At 63.7% G+C, this 19,995-nt stretch carries 14 protein-coding genes; 8 read left to right on the forward strand and 6 right to left on the reverse strand.

What is annotated here, in order from left to right; all coding sequences use genetic code 11:
• Positions 1–70: 70 nt before the first annotated feature.
• A complete protein-coding gene (gene uvrA / locus C5N93_RS19720) occupies positions 71–6,025 on the forward strand; it encodes an excinuclease ABC subunit UvrA (RefSeq protein WP_242560584.1) in 5,955 nt (1,984 codons plus the stop codon).
• A 337-nt stretch (positions 6,026–6,362) separates the two neighbouring features.
• Positions 6,363–6,668 (forward strand): DUF4148 domain-containing protein, encoded by a 306-nt coding sequence (locus tag C5N93_RS19725; protein WP_083253565.1) that lies wholly within the window; start codon positions 6,363–6,365, stop codon positions 6,666–6,668.
• Between the two features lie 569 nt (positions 6,669–7,237).
• Here the strand turns inward: C5N93_RS19725 and C5N93_RS19730 are convergent.
• Positions 7,238–8,194 carry a dienelactone hydrolase family protein gene (locus tag C5N93_RS19730; RefSeq protein WP_242560585.1) on the reverse strand — a complete coding sequence of 319 codons (957 nt, stop codon included), beginning with the start codon at positions 8,192–8,194 and terminating at the stop codon, positions 7,238–7,240.
• 233 nt (positions 8,195–8,427) lie between these two features.
• On the opposite strand from C5N93_RS19730, the gene C5N93_RS19735 reads away from it, so the two are divergent.
• Positions 8,428–9,753 carry an aminotransferase class I/II-fold pyridoxal phosphate-dependent enzyme gene (locus tag C5N93_RS19735; RefSeq protein ID WP_242560586.1) on the forward strand — a complete coding sequence of 442 codons (1,326 nt, stop codon included), beginning with the start codon at positions 8,428–8,430 and terminating at the stop codon, positions 9,751–9,753.
• A gap of 326 nt (positions 9,754–10,079) precedes the next feature.
• Positions 10,080–10,931, forward strand: coding sequence for an undecaprenyl-diphosphate phosphatase (locus tag C5N93_RS19740; RefSeq protein WP_242560587.1), 852 nt, complete (start codon positions 10,080–10,082; stop codon positions 10,929–10,931).
• 106 nt (positions 10,932–11,037) lie between these two features.
• Here the strand turns inward: C5N93_RS19740 and C5N93_RS19745 are convergent, their stop codons facing one another.
• Entirely contained in the window at positions 11,038–11,901 is an 864-nt protein-coding gene (locus tag C5N93_RS19745; RefSeq protein ID WP_242560588.1) for a LysR substrate-binding domain-containing protein, read from the reverse strand.
• 167 nt (positions 11,902–12,068) lie between these two features.
• Between C5N93_RS19745 and psrA the strand changes: the two genes are divergently transcribed.
• Together psrA and C5N93_RS19755 are read left to right on the forward strand one after the other, a co-directional pair.
• Positions 12,069–13,166, forward strand: a complete 1,098-nt coding sequence (gene psrA / locus C5N93_RS19750) for an iron-containing alcohol dehydrogenase PsrA (RefSeq protein ID WP_242560589.1) — start codon at positions 12,069–12,071, stop codon at positions 13,164–13,166.
• A 267-nt stretch (positions 13,167–13,433) separates the two neighbouring features.
• A complete protein-coding gene (locus C5N93_RS19755) occupies positions 13,434–14,741 on the forward strand; it encodes an MFS transporter (RefSeq protein WP_242560590.1) in 1,308 nt (435 codons plus the stop codon).
• A 183-nt stretch (positions 14,742–14,924) separates the two neighbouring features.
• On the opposite strand, the gene C5N93_RS19760 is transcribed toward C5N93_RS19755, so the two are convergent.
• Both C5N93_RS19760 and C5N93_RS28370 read right to left on the reverse strand, forming a co-directional pair.
• The gene (locus C5N93_RS19760) at positions 14,925–15,176 is read right to left on the reverse strand and encodes a hypothetical protein (RefSeq protein ID WP_242560591.1); all 252 of its coding nucleotides are present in this window, start codon (positions 15,174–15,176) and stop codon (positions 14,925–14,927) included.
• Positions 15,177–15,401: 225 nt separating this feature from the next.
• Positions 15,402–15,527 (reverse strand): hypothetical protein, encoded by a 126-nt coding sequence (locus C5N93_RS28370; RefSeq protein ID WP_277990378.1) that lies wholly within the window; start codon positions 15,525–15,527, stop codon positions 15,402–15,404.
• 437 nt (positions 15,528–15,964) lie between these two features.
• On the opposite strand from C5N93_RS28370, the gene C5N93_RS19765 reads away from it, so the two are divergent.
• Both C5N93_RS19765 and C5N93_RS19770 read left to right on the forward strand, forming a co-directional pair.
• On the forward strand, positions 15,965–16,285 hold the full coding sequence (locus tag C5N93_RS19765; RefSeq protein ID WP_242560592.1) for a DUF4148 domain-containing protein: 321 nt from the start codon (positions 15,965–15,967) through the stop codon (positions 16,283–16,285).
• Positions 16,286–16,948: 663 nt separating this feature from the next.
• The gene (locus tag C5N93_RS19770; RefSeq protein ID WP_242560593.1) at positions 16,949–17,911 is read left to right on the forward strand and encodes a hypothetical protein; all 963 of its coding nucleotides are present in this window, start codon (positions 16,949–16,951) and stop codon (positions 17,909–17,911) included.
• Between the two features lie 60 nt (positions 17,912–17,971).
• Here the strand turns inward: C5N93_RS19770 and C5N93_RS19775 are convergent, their stop codons facing one another.
• Both C5N93_RS19775 and C5N93_RS19780 read right to left on the reverse strand, forming a co-directional pair.
• The gene (locus tag C5N93_RS19775) at positions 17,972–19,387 is read right to left on the reverse strand and encodes a hypothetical protein (RefSeq protein ID WP_242560594.1); all 1,416 of its coding nucleotides are present in this window, start codon (positions 19,385–19,387) and stop codon (positions 17,972–17,974) included.
• Positions 19,388–19,390: 3 nt separating this feature from the next.
• Positions 19,391–19,876: a hypothetical protein gene (locus tag C5N93_RS19780; RefSeq protein WP_242560595.1), complete on the reverse strand. Its 486-nt coding sequence runs from the start codon at positions 19,874–19,876 to the stop codon at positions 19,391–19,393.
• Between the last annotated feature and the right edge of the window lie 119 nt (positions 19,877–19,995).

Consider the following 19,995-nt stretch of genomic DNA (forward strand, 5'->3'; position numbering starts at 1 on the left):
CTGTCGTATCGGCCTGATAGAGTAGTTACCCCAAAGCGCGTATGCGCTCTCTCGTCTGCCCAGAGACCAAGTGGATAAGCCCTCCTCGAAACCCGTCCCGTCGGCCAGCCACGCCATCCGTATTCGTGGCGCCCGCCAGCACAACCTCAAGAACCTCGACGTCGATCTCCAGACCGGTGAGATGACCGTCGTGACCGGTCCGTCCGGTTCCGGCAAGTCGAGCCTGGTGTTCGACACGCTGTTCGCCGAAGGCCAGCGGCGCTATGTCGAGACCTTCAGTGCCTATGCCCGGCAGTTCCTGGACCGCATGGATCGTCCGCAGGTCGATCATGTAGAAGGCGTGCCGCCCGCTATCGCCATCGATCAGACCAACCCCGTGCGCAGCTCGCGCTCGACGGTCGGCACGATGACCGAACTCAACGACCACCTCAAGCTGCTCTTCGCCCGTGCGGCGGCGCTGTTCGATCGCGAAACCGCGCAGCCGGTGCGTCACGACACGCCCGAAACGATCTACGCCGATCTCATGGCGCGCACCGCGCAGAATGATCCGCGTCTGGTCGTCACGTTCCCGGTCGAATTGCCCGGCAGTGTCACACCCGACGAGGTCGAGCAATGGCTCTCGGCGTCCGGTTACACGCGCGTGCAGGCCGAGCGCGAAATCACCACCGCCGAGGGAACGCGCAAGGTGCTCGACGTCGTGGCCGATCGCTTCCGCCTGCAGAACACCGAGAAGGCGCGCGCGATGGAAGCCATCGAGTCGTCGCTCAAACGCGGTCGCGCTCGCGTGAACGTCTACGTGCTTGCCGAGGCCGGCGAGCCGGAAATCTGGCGCTACTCGCAAGACCTGCACTGCCCGGACAGCGATCTGCACTACGCCGATCCGCAACCGGCGCTCTTCTCGTTCAACTCGGCCTACGGCGCGTGCGAAGCGTGTCGTGGCTTCGGCCGCGTGATCGGCGTCGATCTCGGGCTGGTAATTCCGGACGAGCGTAAGACGCTGCGCGGTGGCGCCATCAAGACCATCCAGACGCCGGCGTGGAAGGAGATTCAGGAAGACCTGCTGGAGTACTCGGGCAAGGCCGGCATCCCCCGCGATACGCCTTGGTCGAAGCTGTCGCCAGAGCATCGCGAGTGGGTCATCGAAGGCGATCCCGACTGGCAGGGCGAGTGGAACAAGCAGTGGTACGGCATTCGCCGCTTCTTCGGCTATCTGGAGTCGAAAGCGTACAAGATGCACATCCGCGTGCTGCTCTCGAAGTACCGCAGCTACACCACGTGCGAAACCTGCGGCGGTGCGCGTCTGAAGACGGAAGGCCTGCTGTGGCGTCTCGGCTCGAAAGAAAACGCCGACGCCGTGCTGCCGCCCGCCCAGCGCTTCATGCCGCGTGGCGTGTCGTGGTCGCGCGAGCAGCTCGAAGCGCTGCCCGGCCTGACCATGCACGATCTGATGCTCATGCCGATCACGCGGGTGCGTCAGTTCTTCGATTCGCTCACGTTCCCCTCCAGCCTGCTCGACGACGCGCTCAAGCTCCTGCAGGAAGAGGTCGGTACGCGTCTGAAGTATCTGTGCGATGTCGGCATCGGTTACCTCACGCTCGATCGTCAGAGCCGCACGCTCTCGGGCGGTGAGGTGCAACGTATCAACCTGACGACGGCGCTCGGCACGTCGCTCGTCAACACGCTCTTCGTGCTCGATGAGCCGAGTATCGGTCTGCATCCGCGCGATATGGACCGCATCGTCGCGGCCATGCATCGTCTGCGCGACGCCGGTAACACGCTGGTCGTCGTGGAGCACGACCCGGCGGTGATGCTCGCCGCCGACCGCGTCATCGACATGGGGCCGGGACCGGGCGAGCGCGGCGGTCAGATCGTGTTCGACGGCACGCCGGAGGAAGTGCGGCGCGCCGACACGCTGACCGGCAGCTACCTCGGTGGACGCAAGCACGTGGCGAACGCGTCGAACTGGCGGGCGCGTCCGGTGGACGACGCCACGCCGCGCCTGACCCTGACCGGCGCGCGCGAGCACAACCTCAAGCATGTCAGCGTCGACATTCCGCTCGGACGCCTCGTGTGCGTGACCGGCGTATCCGGCTCCGGCAAATCGACGCTGGTGCAGGACATTCTGAGCCCGGCGCTGGCGCGTCACTTCGGTGATCCGACCGAGGCGCCCGGTGCACACGACGAGTTAATCGGCGCGGAACAATTGTCGGGCGTGGTGTTCGTCGATCAGTCACCTATTGGCAAGACGGCGCGTTCGAACCCGGCGAGCTACGTCGGGGCGTTCGACGAGATCCGCAAACTCTTCGCCGCCGAACCGGTGGCGCTGCAACGCGGCTACAACGCGAGCACGTTCAGCTTCAACTCCGGCAACGGCCGCTGCCCGACGTGCGGCGGTTCCGGCTTCGAACACGTGGAGATGCAGTTCCTGAGCGACGTGTATCTGCGTTGCCCGGATTGCGACGGCAAGCGTTACCGCGCCGAAGTGCTCGACGTGAAGATCCAGCGCGCGGTGCCGGGCGAAGCGATGCGCGAGCTGAGCGTGTCGGATGTGCTCGAACTCACCGTCAACGAAGCCGTCAAGCTGTTCTCGTCGGATCGCGACGTGCTGCGCGTGTTGCAGCCGATCGTAGATGTCGGTCTGGAATACGTGAAGCTCGGCCAGCCGGTGCCCACGCTCTCGGGCGGTGAGGCGCAACGTCTGAAGCTTGCGGGCTTCCTCGCGGAAGCGGCCCAGAAGAAGACAGCCAGCGGCCAGAAGGTCGCGCATCGCGGCCGTCTCTTCATCTTCGACGAGCCGACGACCGGCCTGCACTTCGACGATATCGCGAAGCTCATGCGTGCGTTCGGCAAGCTGCTCGACGGCGGCAACTCGCTGCTCGTCATCGAACACAACCTGGACGTGGTACGTGCCGCAGACTGGATCATCGACTTGGGGCCGGAAGGCGGCGAAGGCGGTGGCGAAGTGCTGTGCGCCGGCACGCTGGCGCACGTTGTCGCGTGCGAAGGCTCGCACACCGGCCGCGCCCTCGCCGACTACGAGCGCACGGTCGTCGCGCCGGGGCTGGCCGTGGCGGCTGGCAACACCACTGGCGATGCAGGGATGCCGCTGCAAACGGCGTTGCGTGCCGCGCGCGCGCATCGCAAGCCGGCGGGCGGCGACGACATTCGCATCGTCAACGCTCGCGAACACAACCTCAAGTCGCTCGACGTGGCGATTCCGCGCGGCAAGTTCAGCGTGATCACCGGGGTGTCCGGCTCGGGCAAATCGACGCTCGCGTTCGACATTCTGTTCAACGAGGGACAACGCCGGTATCTCGAATCGCTCAATGCCTACGCGCGTTCCATCGTGCAACCGGCGGGACGCCCCGAGGTCGACGCGGTGTACGGCATTCCGCCGACCGTCGCCATCGAGCAACGTCTGTCGCGCGGCGGGCGCAAGAGTACGGTGGCGACGACCACGGAAGTCTGGCACTTCCTGCGTCTGCTGTATGTAAAGCTCGGCATTCAGCATTGCATCCACGATGGCGCACCGGTCACGGCGCAAAGTCCCGACTCCATCGTCGCGCAATTGATGCGCGACCGTCGCGGTCAGCACGTGGGGCTGCTCGCGCCGCTGGTCGTCGGACGCAAGGGGATCTACACCGATCTGGCGAAGTGGGCCAAGGCGCGCGGGCATTCGCATCTGCGTGTCGACGGCGTGTTCCTGCCGGTCGATCCGTGGCCGAAGCTCGATCGTTTCCGCGAGCACACCATCGAATTGCCAGTCGGCGACGTGGTGATCGCGCCCGAGAACGAAGGTCTGCTGCGTACGCTGCTGGCGGCGGCGCTGGAACTCGGCAAGGGCGTGATGCATCTGCTCGCGCCGCTCGATGGTCTGGGCGACACGATGTCAGATGAGCAACCCGGCGAAGGCGTGGGCGAGATCGAGGTGTTCTCGGTCAAGCGTGCGTGCCCGGTGTGCGGCACGAGCTACCCGGATCTCGATCCGCGCATGTTCTCGTTCAACAGCAAACACGGTTGGTGCACCACGTGCGTGGGCACCGGGCTGGCGCTCACGCGCGAGCAGCGTGAAGCGTTCGACGATACCGTCCTCAATCAGGACAACCGGGGGCGCGAACACTCGTTGCCGTCTCAGGAGCAGGAGCCGGAAGACGTGGGCGATCAGCCGTGTCCGGATTGTCATGGTGCGCGTCTGAACGGCGTGGCACGTGCGGTGACGTTCGACGCGCATGCGATTTCCGACGTCGCGCAATGGACCGTGACGGACGTACGTCAGTGGATTCAGGGGCTGGAACTGACCGGCCGCGACGCGAGCATTGCGCGCGATCTGATCAGCGAAATTCAGGGGCGTCTGGAGTTTCTCGAAGAGGTCGGTCTGGGCTACCTCACGCTCGACCGGGCCGCGCCGACGCTCTCGGGCGGTGAGTCGCAACGGATTCGTCTCGCGGCGCAGCTCGGCAGCAACTTGCAGGGCGTGTGCTACGTGCTGGACGAGCCGACCATCGGGCTGCATCCGCGCGACAACGGCATTCTGCTCGGTGCGTTGCGCAAGCTCGGCGACCAGGGCAACACGCTGGTCGTAGTCGAGCACGACGAGGATACGATTCGTCGCGCCGATCACATCATCGATATCGGCCCGGGCGCCGGGAAGCGCGGCGGCACGCTCGTGGCGCAGGGCAACGTGGCGGATCTCGCGTCGCATCCCGATTCGCTGACGGGCAAATTCCTCGCGCATCCGTTGCAGCATCCGCTTCAGCCGCGCCGGGAGGTCGTTGCGCCGGTGAAGGCTGGCAAAGGGGCGGGCGCGAAGGAAATCGAAGCCGTACCGCCGAACTGGCTGACGGTACACGGCGCCACGCTGCACAACCTGAAGAACGTGACGGCATCGCTGCCGCTCTCGCGACTGACGGCGATCACCGGCGTTTCGGGCTCGGGCAAATCGACGCTCGCGCGCGATGTGCTCATGACGAATCTGCTCGATGCCGTGGGCCGCTCGGTGCTGTCTTCGCCGGCGGAGCGTCGTGCGCGCAAGGGCACGGTGCGTCATGTCGTGAAGGCGGACGGCAAACCGCGTGCGAAGTCGGACGCCCCGGCCGAGCCGAAGCGTCCGGTCGTGCATGCGTGGCATGGATGCGAGTCGGTGACCGGCTGGGAGACGATCGACCGCGTGCTCGAAGTCGACCAGACGCCGATCGGCAAGACCCCGCGTTCGTGCCCGGCGACGTACATCGGCTTCTGGGACACGATTCGACGGTTGTTCGCCGATACGCTCGAAGCGCGCGCACGCGGCTATTCGGCGTCGCGTTTCTCGTTCAATACCGGCGAGGGACGTTGCCCGGCTTGCGAAGGGCAAGGGGTGCGCACGATTGGCATGAGTTTCCTCGCCGACGTGAAGGTGCTGTGCGATGTCTGCCACGGGCAGCGCTTCAATGCCGAGACGCTGGCCGTGACGTGGCGCGGCAAGAGCATTGGCGACGTGCTGACGATGGAAGTGGACGAAGCCGTCGAATTCTTCGCGTCGATGCCGAGCATTGCGCATCCGCTGCAACTGATGCAGGACGTCGGCCTTGGCTATCTCACGCTGGGGCAGCCGTCGCCGACGTTGTCGGGCGGTGAAGCGCAGCGTATCAAGCTGGTGACGGAATTGACCAAGGTGCGAGACGACATCACGCGTCGCGGCCAGAAGTCGCCCCACACGCTATACGTGCTCGACGAGCCGACCGTCGGTCTTCACATGGCGGACGTGGCACGGTTGATCAATGTGCTGCACCGGCTGGTGAATGGCGGGCATACGGTGATCGTCATCGAGCACAACCTCGATGTCATTGCCGAGGCCGACTGGATCGTCGACATGGGGCCGGAGGGTGGTAAGGATGGCGGGACGGTCGTTGCCGCCACGTCGCCCGACGCATTGGGGAAGGTCAAGGCGAGCCACACCGGTATCGCGCTCAAACCCGTGCTGGCGCAGACGGCGGGTTCGGGGGTCGAGACGGCGACCGCGCAGGAGGCGGCCACGGCGAAGTAGGTGCCGTAGCTGGACCATTCGTGACCTACGACGGGACGCCCGAATACGGCGTCCCGTCTTTGTTTCTGCCGGAGACTCTTGGAATCAATAATATATTTTAAATATATGATAAATCTGCGCACTATAAGATCGTATATCAACGGTCATAACGAGAGTGTGCAATTACTTCTAAACGTATTGGCTCGATCATCGATACTGGGAAATGTTTCCAATTATTTCTAAACAAGCAATTAGAAATAGACAATTATCGACTTTATTGCGATTGATGACGGCAATAGACTGCAACTGTCGACGATGAATTGAACATCGCCTCTTTCAAACAGACAGGAGAATCATCATGAAGCGCACGCTTATTACCTCTGCCCTGGTTTCTGCAATGCTGGCTGTCTCAGCCGGTTCGGCTTTCGCGAGCGATGCTTTCGACGGCCCGTCGGAATTCTCGTGGGTGCCCCAGACCAGCGTGCTGACCCGCGCACAAGTTCGTGAAGAACTGGTGCAGGCGCAGAAGGCCGGTTTGCTGCAACAACACGACACGGTGTACCCGAAGGCCGTCTCGACGGTGAGTGGCGGCGCAGTGTCGGCGGTGACCCCGGGTTCGGTCGGCAACGCCCAGCGTGCTGGCAGCACCTACTTCGGTAACTAATCGCAATCGCGAATCGCTGTACTGGCTTCACCCCGTGAGCCTGCGTCAATCGGCGCATCGTGACTCCGGGTAGCAGTCTCCGATACTCAATCGGCCGCCTTCGTCGCGGCCGATTTTGTTTTCTGTGCTCGCGTCGAGGTGACCCTCGCCGTTCCCGCCCGCCTCGGGGCAGTCATGACGAATCCCGCAGTAAAAGCGCCCCTGCACGTTTCCGCCGAACCATCGCCTACGCCACCCTCGACTGTGGATAACACTGTCGATAACCCTGTGAGCAAGCTGTGTCAGGGCTGTGGGTAACGCTGTGGATTGCTGGGGGATAGACGGTGGAAATCGTGAGGAAAAGTGCCGGAAATGACGGGGATAACCAGTGAATATCCCGTGGATAGGTGGTGGATATGTCGTGCATAACCCGGGGATAAGCCGGTGGATTTCCTGTGGAAATCCTCGGCTTTTCAGTGATTAAGCTGTGGATAGCCGGTGCATAAATTTCTCGGCAATCGTCCATAAGCACCGTCCAGCCTGCGTTAACGGCCACACGCTCGTGGCCGCAATACGTTTTCACGGAAAAATCACTGGCCAATCGTCCTGGCCAAAAATGCCGTCACGCGTTCGATGGCATCTTCGCGGGCCTCGGGCTGGGTACCGGTAATCGGCACCACATGGGTCTTCGGATTCGTGAATTCGGGGCGTTCGCGCACCGGCAGATTCGGCGTATCGAAGTCGTGATACGCCCCCGGATAGATGTGGAACGTGATCGGGGCACCCTTGGCGGTGACGTCCTTGACGAAGGCGTCACAGGGGGCGGCCTTCGTCCAGACGTCGTCGGCGCCCGTGAGCAGGAGCAACGGGATCTTCGTGGACCAGTCCGCGCCCTGCGCCTTCGCGTTGCACCAGCCGGGGTAGAACGCGACAGCGGCCGCGAAGTCGGGGGCCGACGTGTCGCTTTGCGCTCGCGCCGGGCTCTTGGGGCCAATGGAGAACAGCGTCGTGCCGCCGCCGTGCGACCAGCCCATCAAGGCGATGCGATCCGGGCGGATGTCCGGCAGCGCTTGCAGGTAACGCAACGCCCCGTAGGCATCGCGCGGGCGCTCGGCCCACGGACGCACCGGCCCGCCCTTCGCGCACTCGCTGCTCTGCCCGCGTGTCGTGAAGCTATCGACCATCAGTACCGCATAGCCCTGTGCGTTGAAGCGGCGCGCCCAGTCGAGTTCTCGTCCGTCGATGGTGCCTCTGCGCGAGAACATGCCGTTGCAACCGTGCATGAAGACGACGGCGGGTGTCGGCGCGTTGGCGTTCACCGCGCGGAACAGATACGCATCGATCATGAGGGGCTTGCCGTCGCTGTCCCTATCCAGCGACGCGACCTTGACCTTCTCCTGCGCGATGGCGTTGCCCGTCCAGCCGAGCGAGAGCGTTGCAACACAGGTCAGGGCAGCGGCAAACCACCGGAGTGAAAGCCGAGGATGGCGACGGCCGTGTGCCGCCAAAGGGAACGAACGAAGTGGGCGGAACGCAGACAAGCGCATGGCGGGTCTCCTTTTCATGCGCTCACGATAGCGCGTGCCGCACCCGCCGTGTCGTTCGCCATATTACGAACGGTTGCGCGCTCTTCGGTTGCCGCCGCGCGTCGGGCACTAAGCATCTGCCAATCGAAGATAAGGCGTCCATGCGCCTGCGTTTAGAATGCCATCGGATAACTAATCAATTCGACAGATCCGTTCCGCCAGCGGAACGCAACGCCTATCCGGAGACATGCGACATGAGCGGCAACAACGATACGAACCAAGCGCAGAACGACACCGCGCAAGCCGCGCAATGGCGGCTGGAAACGCTGGCGGTGCACGGCGGCTACCGTCCCGACCCGACCACGCGCGCGGTGGCCGTGCCGATCTATCAGACGGTGGCGTATGCCTTCGACGACACGCAGCACGGCGCGGATCTGTTCGACCTGAAGGTGCCGGGCAACATTTACACCCGCATCATGAATCCGACGCAGGACGTGCTGGAACAACGCGTCGCGGCGCTCGAAGGCGGTGTGGCGGCGCTGGCGCTCGCCTCCGGTCAGGCGGCTGTCACGTATGCGATCCAGACGATTGCCGAAGCCGGCGACAACATCGTGGCGGCCAGCACGCTCTACGGCGGCACCTACAATCTGCTGGCCCACACGCTGCCGCTCTCGGGCATCACCACACGTTTCGCCGATCCGCGCGAACCGGAGTCGTTCGAGCCGCTGATCGACGAGAAGACCAAAGCGATTTTCGCCGAGTCGATCGGCAACCCGCTGGGCAACGTCACGGATATCGCGAAGCTCGCGGCGATTGCGCATCGCCATGGCATTCCGCTCATCATCGACAACACCGTGCCGTCGCCGTACCTGTTGCGTCCCTTCGAGCACGGCGCCGACATCGTGGTGCATTCGCTGACCAAGTATCTCGGCGGGCACGGCACGAGCCTGGGCGGCGCCATCGTCGACTCGGGCAAGTTCCCGTGGGCCGAGCACAAGGCACGCTTCAAGCGGCTGAACGAACCGGACGTGAGCTATCACGGTGTCGTCTACACGGAAGCCTTTGGGCCGGCCGCCTACATCGGCCGTGCGCGCGTGGTGCCGCTGCGTAACACCGGCGCGGCCATCTCGCCGTTCAACGCGTTCCAGATCCTTCAGGGGATCGAGACGCTTGCCCTGCGCCTCGACCGCATCACGGACAACGCGCTCAAAGTCGCGCAATTCCTGAAGACGCATCCGAAGGTGGAGTGGGTCAACTATGCCGGGTTGCCGGAGCATCCGGATCATGCGCTCGTGCAGAAGTATCTGTCGGGACGCGGGCCGGGCATCCTGACCTTCGGGGTGAAGGGCGGACGCGCGGCAGGCGCAGCGTTTCAGGACGCGCTGCAACTCTTCACGCGACTGGTCAACATCGGCGACGCCAAGTCGCTCGCCACGCACCCGGCGTCGACCACGCACCGCCAGCTCTCTCCGGACGAGTTGCGCAAGGCCGGCGTGAGCGAAGAGACCGTGCGTCTGTCCATCGGTATCGAGCATATCGACGACCTGCTCGCCGATCTGGATCAGGCGCTGCGCAAGTAAGTTGGCCTGCGCCCGGTCCATCGTCTCGCGATGGCGCCAGTCGGTGCGAGTGTCTCGCGTCGTCATGCGGAAATGCGGAAGTCAGGGTGTTTGCCAGCGTCGGATTCGCGATTGTTTTAACTGGCGCAACGACGGCCGGAGCCGGGCATTCCGGCCCCGGCCCCTGATGACCGGACGGATCCTCAACCTCATTTTCTGCCAAGTCTGTCGGAGTATCATGCGCGGCATTCGGTCGAGGGCAGGCGACCGGTGCCGCCGTCATGTGACTGTCACACAATCGTCACGGTGACGGCGTACTGTCCTTGCCCATTTCTCAAGGATTGCGCATGGATTATCTGCAAGTGCTCGTGCTCGCCATCGTTCAAGGCGTGGCAGAGCTGCTCCCGGTGTCGAGTTCGGCACACGTCATCATGGCCGAGAAGCTGATGGGGCTCGACCCGTCCACGCCCGCCATGACGTTGTTGCTCGTCATGCTGCATACCGGCACGATGCTCGCCGTCATCGTCTACTTCTGGAAGTCCTGGCGCGAGCGCTACTTCTCGTCGAAGTACGATTTCATCCATAACGCGAAGCAGGTGATCATTGCGACGGCCTTCACCGGCGTGATCGGTCTGGCGCTGATGTTCTTCATCGAGAAGGTGCTGATGCGCGGCTCCGAGCATGCGGAAATCGAGCATCTGTTCGGCAATCTCTACATCATCTCGGCAGGCCTCGCGATGGCCGGCATTCTGATCCTGATTTCGGGCAGCAAGCGTCCGCCGATGGGGGATCGTCCGATGCGCGGTGCGGATTCCGCCTGGATCGGCGCGGTGCAAGGCATCTGCCTGCCCTTCCGGGGCTTCTCGCGCTCGGGCTCGACCATCTCGACGGGCATGCTGCGCGGGCTCGACAAGGTGCGCGTCGAAGAATTCAGCTTCGCGCTGGCGGTCGTGCTCACGCCGCCGGTCATCGTCAAGGAAGCGTACCGTCTGTACAAGTCGGGCGGCGCACAGACCTTCTCCGGTCACTTCATGTCGGTGCTCACGCCGAGCCTCGTCGGCATGGTGTTCAGTTTCCTCGCCGGGCTCGTGGCGCTGCGCTGGCTGTCGCGCTGGCTCGAACATGGTCGCTGGTATCTGTTCGGCATCTACTGCCTCGTGGCGTCCGCCATCGTGCTCGCCGCCAGCCAGTACCTGTAAGCCGATGTCGTCCGGGGGCGGTCGTCGTGACTGCCCTCGTCTTCCGTTGTGTCCCGAGGTGTCGCTGCACGCATGACGTTGATGACGTCATCATCGCGGCGCTGCGTCACACCAGTCCCGCCACGACATCCATGAACGCCGCGATCGCGCGCGATTCGCGGCGTTCGGCGAGGCAGACGACGACTGTCGTGGTTTCCACCCGCGCGTCGCCGATCGCGACGGTGGCCAGCCGCTCGTCGGGGGTGTGTTCCCGCGCCGACACCGCCGCAATACCCAACCCCAGAATCACCGCTTCGCGGATCGCCTCGCGACTGCCGATCTCCATCGCCACCGTGGGCGACACGCCCGCGTCCTGCATCGCCGCTTCGAGCGCGTGACGTGTGGTCGACCCCGGCTCTCGCATGAGCATCGGTTCGTCGGCCAACTCGGCGAGCTTCACACTGCGACGTCGCGCGAACCGGTGCGTGCGCGGCACCAGCAGCACGACCGGATGCGTGCGATACGGCACGGCGTGCAGACGCGCATCCTCGTGATAACGCGCCAGCACGGCCACGTCGGTGCGATACGCCAGCAGACTCTCGATCATCTCCTCTGAATTGCCCGGCCGCATGGAAATGCGAATGCCCGGATAGCGTGGCTGGAACGCCGCGACGATCTCCATCGCGTGATGCGGCCCGACAGCCCCCAGACGCAATTCCCCCGTGCGCAGGCCGCCATGTTCCTTGAGCAGGCCGAGCGCTTCGGCCTCGTCCGAGAAGATGCGCAGGCTGACCGAGTACAGCGCCTTGCCCGTCGGCGTGAGCGTGAGTCCGCGTCCATGCCGGTAGAACAACTCCACGCCGTAGGTCTCTTCGAGCGCGCGAATCTGTGTCGTCATCGTCGGCTGACTCACATGCAATGCCTGTGCCGCACGCGTGACGCTGCCGTGGTGCGCGACGGCATGAAAGGACCGCAACTGGGTAATGCGCATGCGTGACGCTCCCGTGACGAGGTATAGGTTTTACCAATAGATTGCCGAAAAAATGTGAATTGGAAGTATAGGACGACGCTCACCATAATCCAGCTCAATCTTCCTCAATCGATCGCAGCGTCCTGAAACGTCAGAGACATCAGATACGCCGCGGCACGCTCCTCACCATGACTGCACGTTCACGCTTCCACAATCCGGTCGACGTCCGCTTCGGTGCGGGGGCGCTCGCCGATCTGCCCGATCTCGTCGGCCACCGCCGCGCGGTGCTCGTCACCATGCCCGAAGCGCGTGCGCTCGGTATGACCGGACAGATCGAGGCGCTGCTCGGCCAACGGCTTGCCGGGATCATCGATCAGGTCAGCCCGAATCCGGACGTTCGCGAGCTGGCACCGATGTACAGCGACTTCTGGCGGCGCTACGGGCAGTGCGAGGTGATCGTGGCGCTGGGCGGCGGCAGCGCGCTCGACACGGCCAAGCTGTTGATGGTCGCGGGCGCCGACGACCGGTTCGCCACGCTGGTCGATGCCCTCGATGCCGGCGGCACCTTCGAACCGACGCGGACCAAACGGCTCATCACGATTCCCACGACGGCGGGCACCGGCAGTGAAGTCACGCCGTGGGCCACGCTGTGGGACCGCCATGTGAAGCGCAAGAAATACTCGCTGCACCTGACGCAGACGTGGCCGGAAGCGGCCATCGTCGATCCGTGTCTGACCCGCTCGCTGCCGCGCGCCGTCACCTTGCAAAGTGGTCTCGACGCGCTCTCGCATGCGCTCGAAGCAATCTGGAACGTCAATGCGAATCCCGTCTCCGACACATTCGCCGTGACGGCAGCACGCGAAATGATGCGCGTGCTGCCACAACTGATGGCCTCGCTCGACGACATGACATTGCGCACACAGGCGGCGCTTGCCGCGCTTCAGGCGGGTATGGCGTTCTCGAATACGAAGACGGCGCTTGCGCACTCGATTTCATACGACATGACGATTCGCCACGGCTTGCCGCACGGCATTGCCTGCTCGTTCACGTTGCCAGCGGTGATGCGTCTGGCCATCGGCAGACGCGCCGATCGTGACGCCGTGCTTGCACAGGTCTTCGACGGTGATATCGACGGTGCCCCCGACGCGCTCACGGCGTTCCTGAACGGGCTGGGCGTCGCGACCGAATTTTCCGCCTATGGCGTGAGCGAGCCGGAGTCCGCGCAGATGATCGCCGCCGCACTCGACGGTCCGCGCGGCCGCAATTTCATCGGCGCGGCTGCCTGAAAGGGTCTGATCGACGTTGCGACGTTGCGACGTCGCGTTGGAGGTCGTTGTTGTCGCAGTCGTAGCGGTTGCCGTTGTCATGCCGTCGTGGCGGCATGAGTGTTTTCGCGTCTTACCCGCAGTCCCCGCAGCATCCATCATCAAAACGATAGCCGCGCACCGAACCCTCGGCATGCGCGGCACCAAGACATCCAGGAGACAGACGCCCGGCAAAGACCGGTGCGTCGCAGCGCGCCGCCGGGGCGCGGCGCATCAACAGGAGGCGCAATGGAACAGGTTCTCACCGGCGTTGGCGCGCGCGATGCCGTCAATGCCGAAAAAGCGGTGCGCACGGTCGCGCTGGCCAGCCTGATCGGCACGACCGTCGAGTGGTATGACTTCTTTCTGTACGGGACCATCACCGGACTCGTCTTCAACAAACTCTTCTTTCCGAGCGGCGATGCCTTCGTCGCAACGGCGCTCGCGTACACCGTCTACGCGGTGGGGTTCGCCACACGTCCGCTTGGCGGCATTCTCTTCGGCCATTTCGGCGACCGGCTCGGACGCAAGCCGCTGCTCATCGTCACGCTCACCATCATGGGCGTGTCCACGTTCCTCATCGGCCTCGTGCCGACCTACGACAGCATCGGCATTGCCGCGCCGTTGATCCTGCTGTTCCTGCGGCTGCTGCAAGGCATCGGGCTCGGCGGCGAATGGGGCGGCGCGGTGCTCATGGCGTTCGAGTACGCGCCGCGCGACAAGCGCGGACAGTTCGCGGCGTATCCGCAGATCGGGCTGGCTGTCGGCCTCTGTCTGTCGACGGGGGTCGTCGCCCTGCTCTCGTCCACGCTGACCGACGAGCAATTCATGTCGTGGGGATGGCGTCTGGCCTTCATGCTCAGTCTGGTGCTCGTGGCCGTCGGCATGTTCATCCGGCTGCGGGTGCTGGAGACGCCCGAGTTCGCCCGCATCAAGGACAGTCAGCACGTCGCGCATGTGCCGCTCTCGGAGATCGTGCGCGATTACCGTCGCAATGTTCTGCTCGGCTGGGGTGCGCGCTATATCGATGGCGTGGTGTTCAACGTCTATGCCGTGTTTGCGATCTCCTATCTCGTCGGCACGCTGCACTTTCCGAAAACGCCGATCCTGCTGGCCGTCACGCTCGCGGCACTCGTGCTGGTCGTGACGATCCCGTATGCGTCGAAGCTTTCGGATCGCGTCGGGCGACGCCGCGTGTTTGCGGCAGGGGCGCTGGCTTGCGGGGTGTCGTCGATCCCGGCGCTGGCGGTGATGCATTACTCGTCGAACGTCTGGTGGGTATCGCTCGCGGTGATCGTGCCTCTGGGGGGGGTGTATGCGTTCGTGTACGGCCCGGAGGCGTCGATGTTCTGTGAGCTGTTCGACACGCGGGTGCGCTATACCGGCATCTCGGTCGTCTATCAGGTCTCGGGGATCGTCTCGAGCTCGATCACACCGCTGGTGGCGGCAACACTGCTCGAATACGGTGGCCACAAACCCTGGTGGATCGCGGTGTACGTGCTGGTGGTGGGATGTCTGTCTGCCGCGTGCGCGAGGGCGATGAAGCGGACGTATTGAAGCGCGGGAAGGACGCGCAGGACGTGCCCGAAGCGACGAAAAGCCGCCGAAGGACAAGATCACGTTGGGGGTGAGATCCCGGGAACGGGAACACGGCAGGCCGGCGGATGGCTCCCCGGCTTGCCGTTTTTTTGTGCCGCACGCAGTGTCGCAGTGTCGCAGTTTGACAGGCGGCGTCAGGGCTTACTGGCCGAAGTAGATCGAACCGGCGCGATTCACGCGGCCCGGGACTTCGTACACGGGCGAGACGACCGAACCCTGCTGGGCGGCCACCGGACCCGGTTGTGCCTGAACCTGCACTTGCGTTTGTGCTTGCGTCTGCACTTGCTGTGCCTGGGCAGCCGGTTGCGTATTCTCGGCAGCGTTCGCGCCGGTCATGGCACCTGCACTCAGCAATGCGGCGGCAAAAGTCGAAGCGATCAGCGCGTGTTTCATTTTCATTTCTCCTGTCTGGCGAGACGTCCACGATGGGCGCCGTCATTGCCGCCAATCTACGCTCGCGAAACCAGGAGAAAAACGCGTTCCTTGATAAGGACGCATTGCTGAAAACGAAATAATCCAACGATGTTTTCGTCGATTCGTCGTGCTAGACGAGCGATTCGACCGAAACCGGCGATCCGCCGTGTCGTGACTTGCTGCCTTTGTGGCGTCTGACGACGCTCAGCGAGACTTCACGCGCACGCGAGCTTCCTGCTGACGGCGCGAACGAGCGGTGCGGCTGCGCAGATACGACGCGGTGAGCCACGATGCGCTCGCCAGTAAAAGGAAAGAACCGAGGGCAGCCATGGTAACGCTCCTGTGACTTACTACCGGCATCGTCCGCGGTGCGGCGCACCCTGCGAGCCACGATGTCGGTTGACTTCATCATGTTGTCACTCTACTGCTGACGCACTTCGCGATAAACCCCATTCGGTCAAAGACGCTGTTGCGCATGGCGTCATGCCCCGCCAAAACCGTCCAAAAATGCCCCGAATGCGCGCCGTACATTCGGTTTAACGGCACTAAATACCTGATTTTCAATAGATTTTTCGAATCGGACGATCGGTTGCATTTCGTAGACGTTCAGTTGCGAAAAAACCACGGGTTTTCCCTAAGATTCACTCATGCCAACGCGACGGACACCGCAACGCAGCAAAACGAAGTGCCCCCCGGCCTCGACGCTGATGATGCCCCGAACGCTAGCTCAACCCGAAGTTATCTATCTAATTGACAGGAGTCTCACCATGAACACCCGTATCCTTGCCGCCGTTGTCGCCGCCGCTTCGTTCGTTTCGGCTTCCGCTTTCGCCGATGCCCGTTACAACGACAACACCCCCGACATCCAGGCCGCCACGCAAAGCCAGGTCAGCCGCGCCGAAGTGCGTGCCGAGCTGGTGCAAGCCGCCGCCAGCGGTCAACTGAACCAGACCGAAACCGGCGCACCGCTGGTCACGGCAGCACAAGCCCAGGCGCAAGTCGAAACGCAAGCCGCGCCGCTGACTCGTGCCGACGTGCGCGCCCAACTGAGCGATCGCAACGTGTTCGCACAAGACAGCCGTTCGTAATCGACACGGTTTGCCGCACCCCCCGGTAGTACAGCAGTACCGCAGCACCCACGCATCGACCCCAAGCGATGCGAAGCCGCCAGCCTGAAAGGGTTGGCGGCTTTTTTCATGGATGTCCCCTGTCGTGCGCCCATGACTGGGACGCCGCGCCACAGTCGCACATCGAAATACAGAAGCGTTACCGGAAACGGGCTCATAGAATTCGCAGCCCCTTGAGCGTGCGACGCGCCGACTCGGGCGCAACACCGGCCATACCGCCTCTGCATACCGGCAATAAGCGGACGTCAGGGACGACAGCATTGGCCGCCCGACACCCCCCAATGCCTCGGCCCCCTGTCCCCAATGCCCAATATCCACTCGTGCATGTCGTTGCCACATGACGTTTGTCTTCTCTCCCGTTCCCGTCGCCATAGCGCTCCGGCAAAAAGCGAGCGCACCGCGCACGCCTTTGCGTTTGCACTGACTGGGGTCCGTTCACGTGCGGTGCAGGCGGCGCGAGCGCTTGAGATCGACGTCCCACGACACGTCGCGCGGCCCACCCCTGCGCCGTCCGCGGGGAGGTACTACTGCCTGACGCCCGAGGAAGCGTCCCGAATCCCGCGCCGACCCATCGCGCCTCCGCGCCCCAAGCGCTATCTCGGCTTCGACCGCGTCGCACAGTCGTTGCGACACATCGCCATCGCCGTGAACATGACGATGCGCGAACGCCTGCACGTCGACCCGCTGGAAGTTCAGGTGAGTGTCTTTGGCGGACGGTTGCACATCGCGTCGAATTTCCATGCGGACCGCATTTGCGACGCGCTGCATCTCGCGCTGACGGACGATGCGCTCATGTCAGGCGCGCCGCGCCGAGTTGCCCCGGGCGACGAGCGCAACTGGCTCGCGATGGTGATGTCCCGACGAGTGCGAGATATCGCCAAGCTCCGGCATCGGTATGTGCAGGGACGGGGTTTCGAGCACATGCGTATGGCGGCACGTGCTGAAGTGGAGAAGGGAGTCGGCTTGCCGGCGGATGGTGTGACTGGTACGCACAACGCGCTTCGTCAACTCGACGACGCATTCGAGACGTTGCGCAAAGTGCTGCGGGATGCCGCCAGCGAGTCCCCGCAATTCACCGATGTCGTGGTGCACACGCCCATGCGCGACACACCGAGGCTCGCGGCGTTACCGACCGGCGTGACGGAAACGATGCACGCCGAGCAGTGCATCGAGTCGGCCATTGCGGGGAACGCTGAGCGCTGGCATCGCGCAGCGGTGACGCGTCTGCATCTCTGTCCCGATGCGCTGATCGTGGTGCCGATGGCGGGCCGCTTCGTGCCGTGCGCGGCGTGCGCGGAAGTCGAAGCCGAGAGCCGCACCCATGGCGGTCTGTTCGATCCGGCCAACGCGCGATTCGTGCTTCACCGCAGCAGCCGGCGTATCGGGATGGCGTTTGCCAACGAAGTCCAGCACATTGCGCAGGCGACGCTGGCAGGGACACCCGCCGAAGCCGCACAGCGGGCGCAAACGATTGCCGAGCGTTTTGTGCACGCGCCGCATTTGCTGCGAGCGTATGGGACACCGGTCGTGCTGGATTATTCGCTCGATACCGAGAGCGAGAGTTCGGGCGACGAGTCTCAGGGATGAGCACGTGACCAACGGGCGACGCATGCATATGCATCGACGATGCGTCGCCCGAACCCTGACTCAGGCGGCGCTATTCGTCACGGAAGTCCGCCGCGCATCTTCCTTCAGGCGATCGAGCATCGCCGCGCCGAGCGGCGTGTCGTTCAGGTCTGCATAGGTGGCCCGATCGCGGTAATGCAGCATCTCGCTGCCGTCGGTCACACCAATCGAAGCGGCCATGATCTCGTGATACGAGTGGTGGTCCTTGGGCGGCATCAGGTTCGCCATCATCACCATGCGGGCTTCGGCAAGCGAAGGCCAGTCGGAGACATCGCCCGCGTAAGCCGCCATCTCGCGGCACTGCGCGTAGTGGTTCAGATAACGCAGCGTATGTCCGCTGGGTCCCGAGATGACCGGCTTGTCGTGCACGATGGCCCCGAGCGCGAATTTCGCGATCTGCGGATCGTTGCGATCCGAGGTCCTGACCATGTTCGAGCGATCCCCGGTGCGATGCTGACGCACGTCCGACCCGATCGGACTCAGATCGCGGCCGTTGGCTTCGTCTCCGGTGTATTTCGCCGTACTCCACGTGATGTCGAGCAGGTCATGCAGCAACCGGGAGCGTTCGTCGGGCGTGCACTGGAACATGTACGCGACGGCATCGCCGGTCGCAGCGAACCCGGCCTCACGATAAACACGCGCCACGCCTGCATCCTCGACGAGCGCGGCGAACGTGGACTCGCTGCCCGCTCCGCTGCGGAGGGTGTCCCAGCGCGTCTGCATGATTTGCCGGATGCGGTCCGGCATCTGCTTGGGTGACTTGATCTCGGCGATCGGCACGTCGAACTCGCGAAGATTCCACGGATGCATGGGATTTTCAGGATGCGGCGCCGCGTTGAACATGTTGCGGCGGCGCTTCGGATTGGGCGCGACCGGATCGTCGTAGTGTGGCGCCTCGGCCTTGATCAGCGTGGCCAGCACGTGGGCATCGAGCGTGTTCTCGGATCTCACGCATTCGTCTGCGCCACCGATGCCCACCCGCTCACTGAGAATCTTGGCCTGCGCGGTCTCACCGAAATCGTCGAAACGCATGGGCGTGCCGGTCAGCTCGCGAATGCGTCGCGCGATATCGCGGATCTGTGGTTCGTCGCACAACGTCTGACCCAGCTTGCGCTCGAACTCCACGCGCGCGGCAGCCTTGGGATAGTACGGCTCGCAATCGAACAGATTGCGGCCGGCCTCGGTGTTGCGATACCCCTCGAACGTCTTGCTGTCCGGCAACGATTCCAGCGAATCGGTACGGGCTCGCAGGCCTGCGTGCATGCGCAATGCCGGAATGGGCCGCTCCGGCGCCATCTGCACGTGCTGCTCCAGCGTACGGTTGTCGAATTCGCTCGCCACGCTTGCCCGGCTCAGGAAGCGGGCGCCCATCGCCAGTTCCAGCAGGTTGTCCGCCGAGCGGACGCGTGAAATGTCGGACTGCACTGTCAACAACATGAATCAATGAACCTCGTTTCTCAAAAAACCGATCAATGTGGTGTAGTCGGAGAAGCAGGCATCGAGCCGGCGCGCCGAGGCGTCAGGCATTGCGCCATATTCGATTTCCCTGCATCCGAACAACAGAATGCCCTCCGGCGCCTGAACGGAAAGCAGCGCAAGCGGCTCGTCTCCTGAAAAGCAGTGTCTCGTTATCGATGGAATCAGATCGGCACGACCCGACATCGACGGGGGAATGTCGATGCGGAAATAGAGATCGAACGTGTCGAGCGTGCCGTTGGATCGGAAGTAGGCCATGTCGCCGTTCTCCAGCGTCACGCCGGCACCGGGAACGTCGCGCGATTGCAGACCGGACAGACCGAAGCGCTGACCCAGCACGTCGAGAAAGTCGTTCAGCCGGCGTTGCGACAGTGTCGCCGTTAGTGATGGCGACGCCGACACGCTGGCAGGCGCCGCGTCATCTTGCGTCGTGTGAAAAGTGTGTGGCATGGCGCGCTCGTCGGCTCGTTTCGATAAGAGCGGCGCATGTTATCGGGTGACTGTCACCGCGAATAGACAAGCTCGGGGTTTTGGGGTGAATCATGCGCAAAGCCGCCGATATTTCCCGG

This window comes from Pandoraea sp. LA3 (assembly GCF_022696215.1).
Lineage (GTDB): Bacteria > Pseudomonadota > Gammaproteobacteria > Burkholderiales > Burkholderiaceae > Pandoraea > Pandoraea capi.

Coding starts and splice junctions, on each gene's coding strand:
- C5N93_RS19725 (WP_083253565.1), top strand. CDS start 6,363: ATGAAGCGCACGCTTATTACCTCTGCCCTGGTTTCTGCAATGCTGGCT.
- C5N93_RS19730 (WP_242560585.1), bottom strand. CDS start 8,194: ATGCGCTTGTCTGCGTTCCGCCCACTTCGTTCGTTCCCTTTGGCGGCA.
- C5N93_RS19735 (WP_242560586.1), top strand. CDS start 8,428: ATGAGCGGCAACAACGATACGAACCAAGCGCAGAACGACACCGCGCAA.
- C5N93_RS19740 (WP_242560587.1), top strand. CDS start 10,080: ATGGATTATCTGCAAGTGCTCGTGCTCGCCATCGTTCAAGGCGTGGCA.
- C5N93_RS19745 (WP_242560588.1), bottom strand. CDS start 11,901: ATGCGCATTACCCAGTTGCGGTCCTTTCATGCCGTCGCGCACCACGGC.
- psrA (WP_242560589.1), top strand. CDS start 12,069: ATGACTGCACGTTCACGCTTCCACAATCCGGTCGACGTCCGCTTCGGT.
- C5N93_RS19755 (WP_242560590.1), top strand. CDS start 13,434: ATGGAACAGGTTCTCACCGGCGTTGGCGCGCGCGATGCCGTCAATGCC.
- C5N93_RS19760 (WP_242560591.1), bottom strand. CDS start 15,176: ATGAAACACGCGCTGATCGCTTCGACTTTTGCCGCCGCATTGCTGAGT.
- C5N93_RS28370 (WP_277990378.1), bottom strand. CDS start 15,527: ATGGCTGCCCTCGGTTCTTTCCTTTTACTGGCGAGCGCATCGTGGCTC.
- C5N93_RS19765 (WP_242560592.1), top strand. CDS start 15,965: ATGAACACCCGTATCCTTGCCGCCGTTGTCGCCGCCGCTTCGTTCGTT.
- C5N93_RS19775 (WP_242560594.1), bottom strand. CDS start 19,387: ATGTTGTTGACAGTGCAGTCCGACATTTCACGCGTCCGCTCGGCGGAC.
- C5N93_RS19780 (WP_242560595.1), bottom strand. CDS start 19,876: ATGCCACACACTTTTCACACGACGCAAGATGACGCGGCGCCTGCCAGC.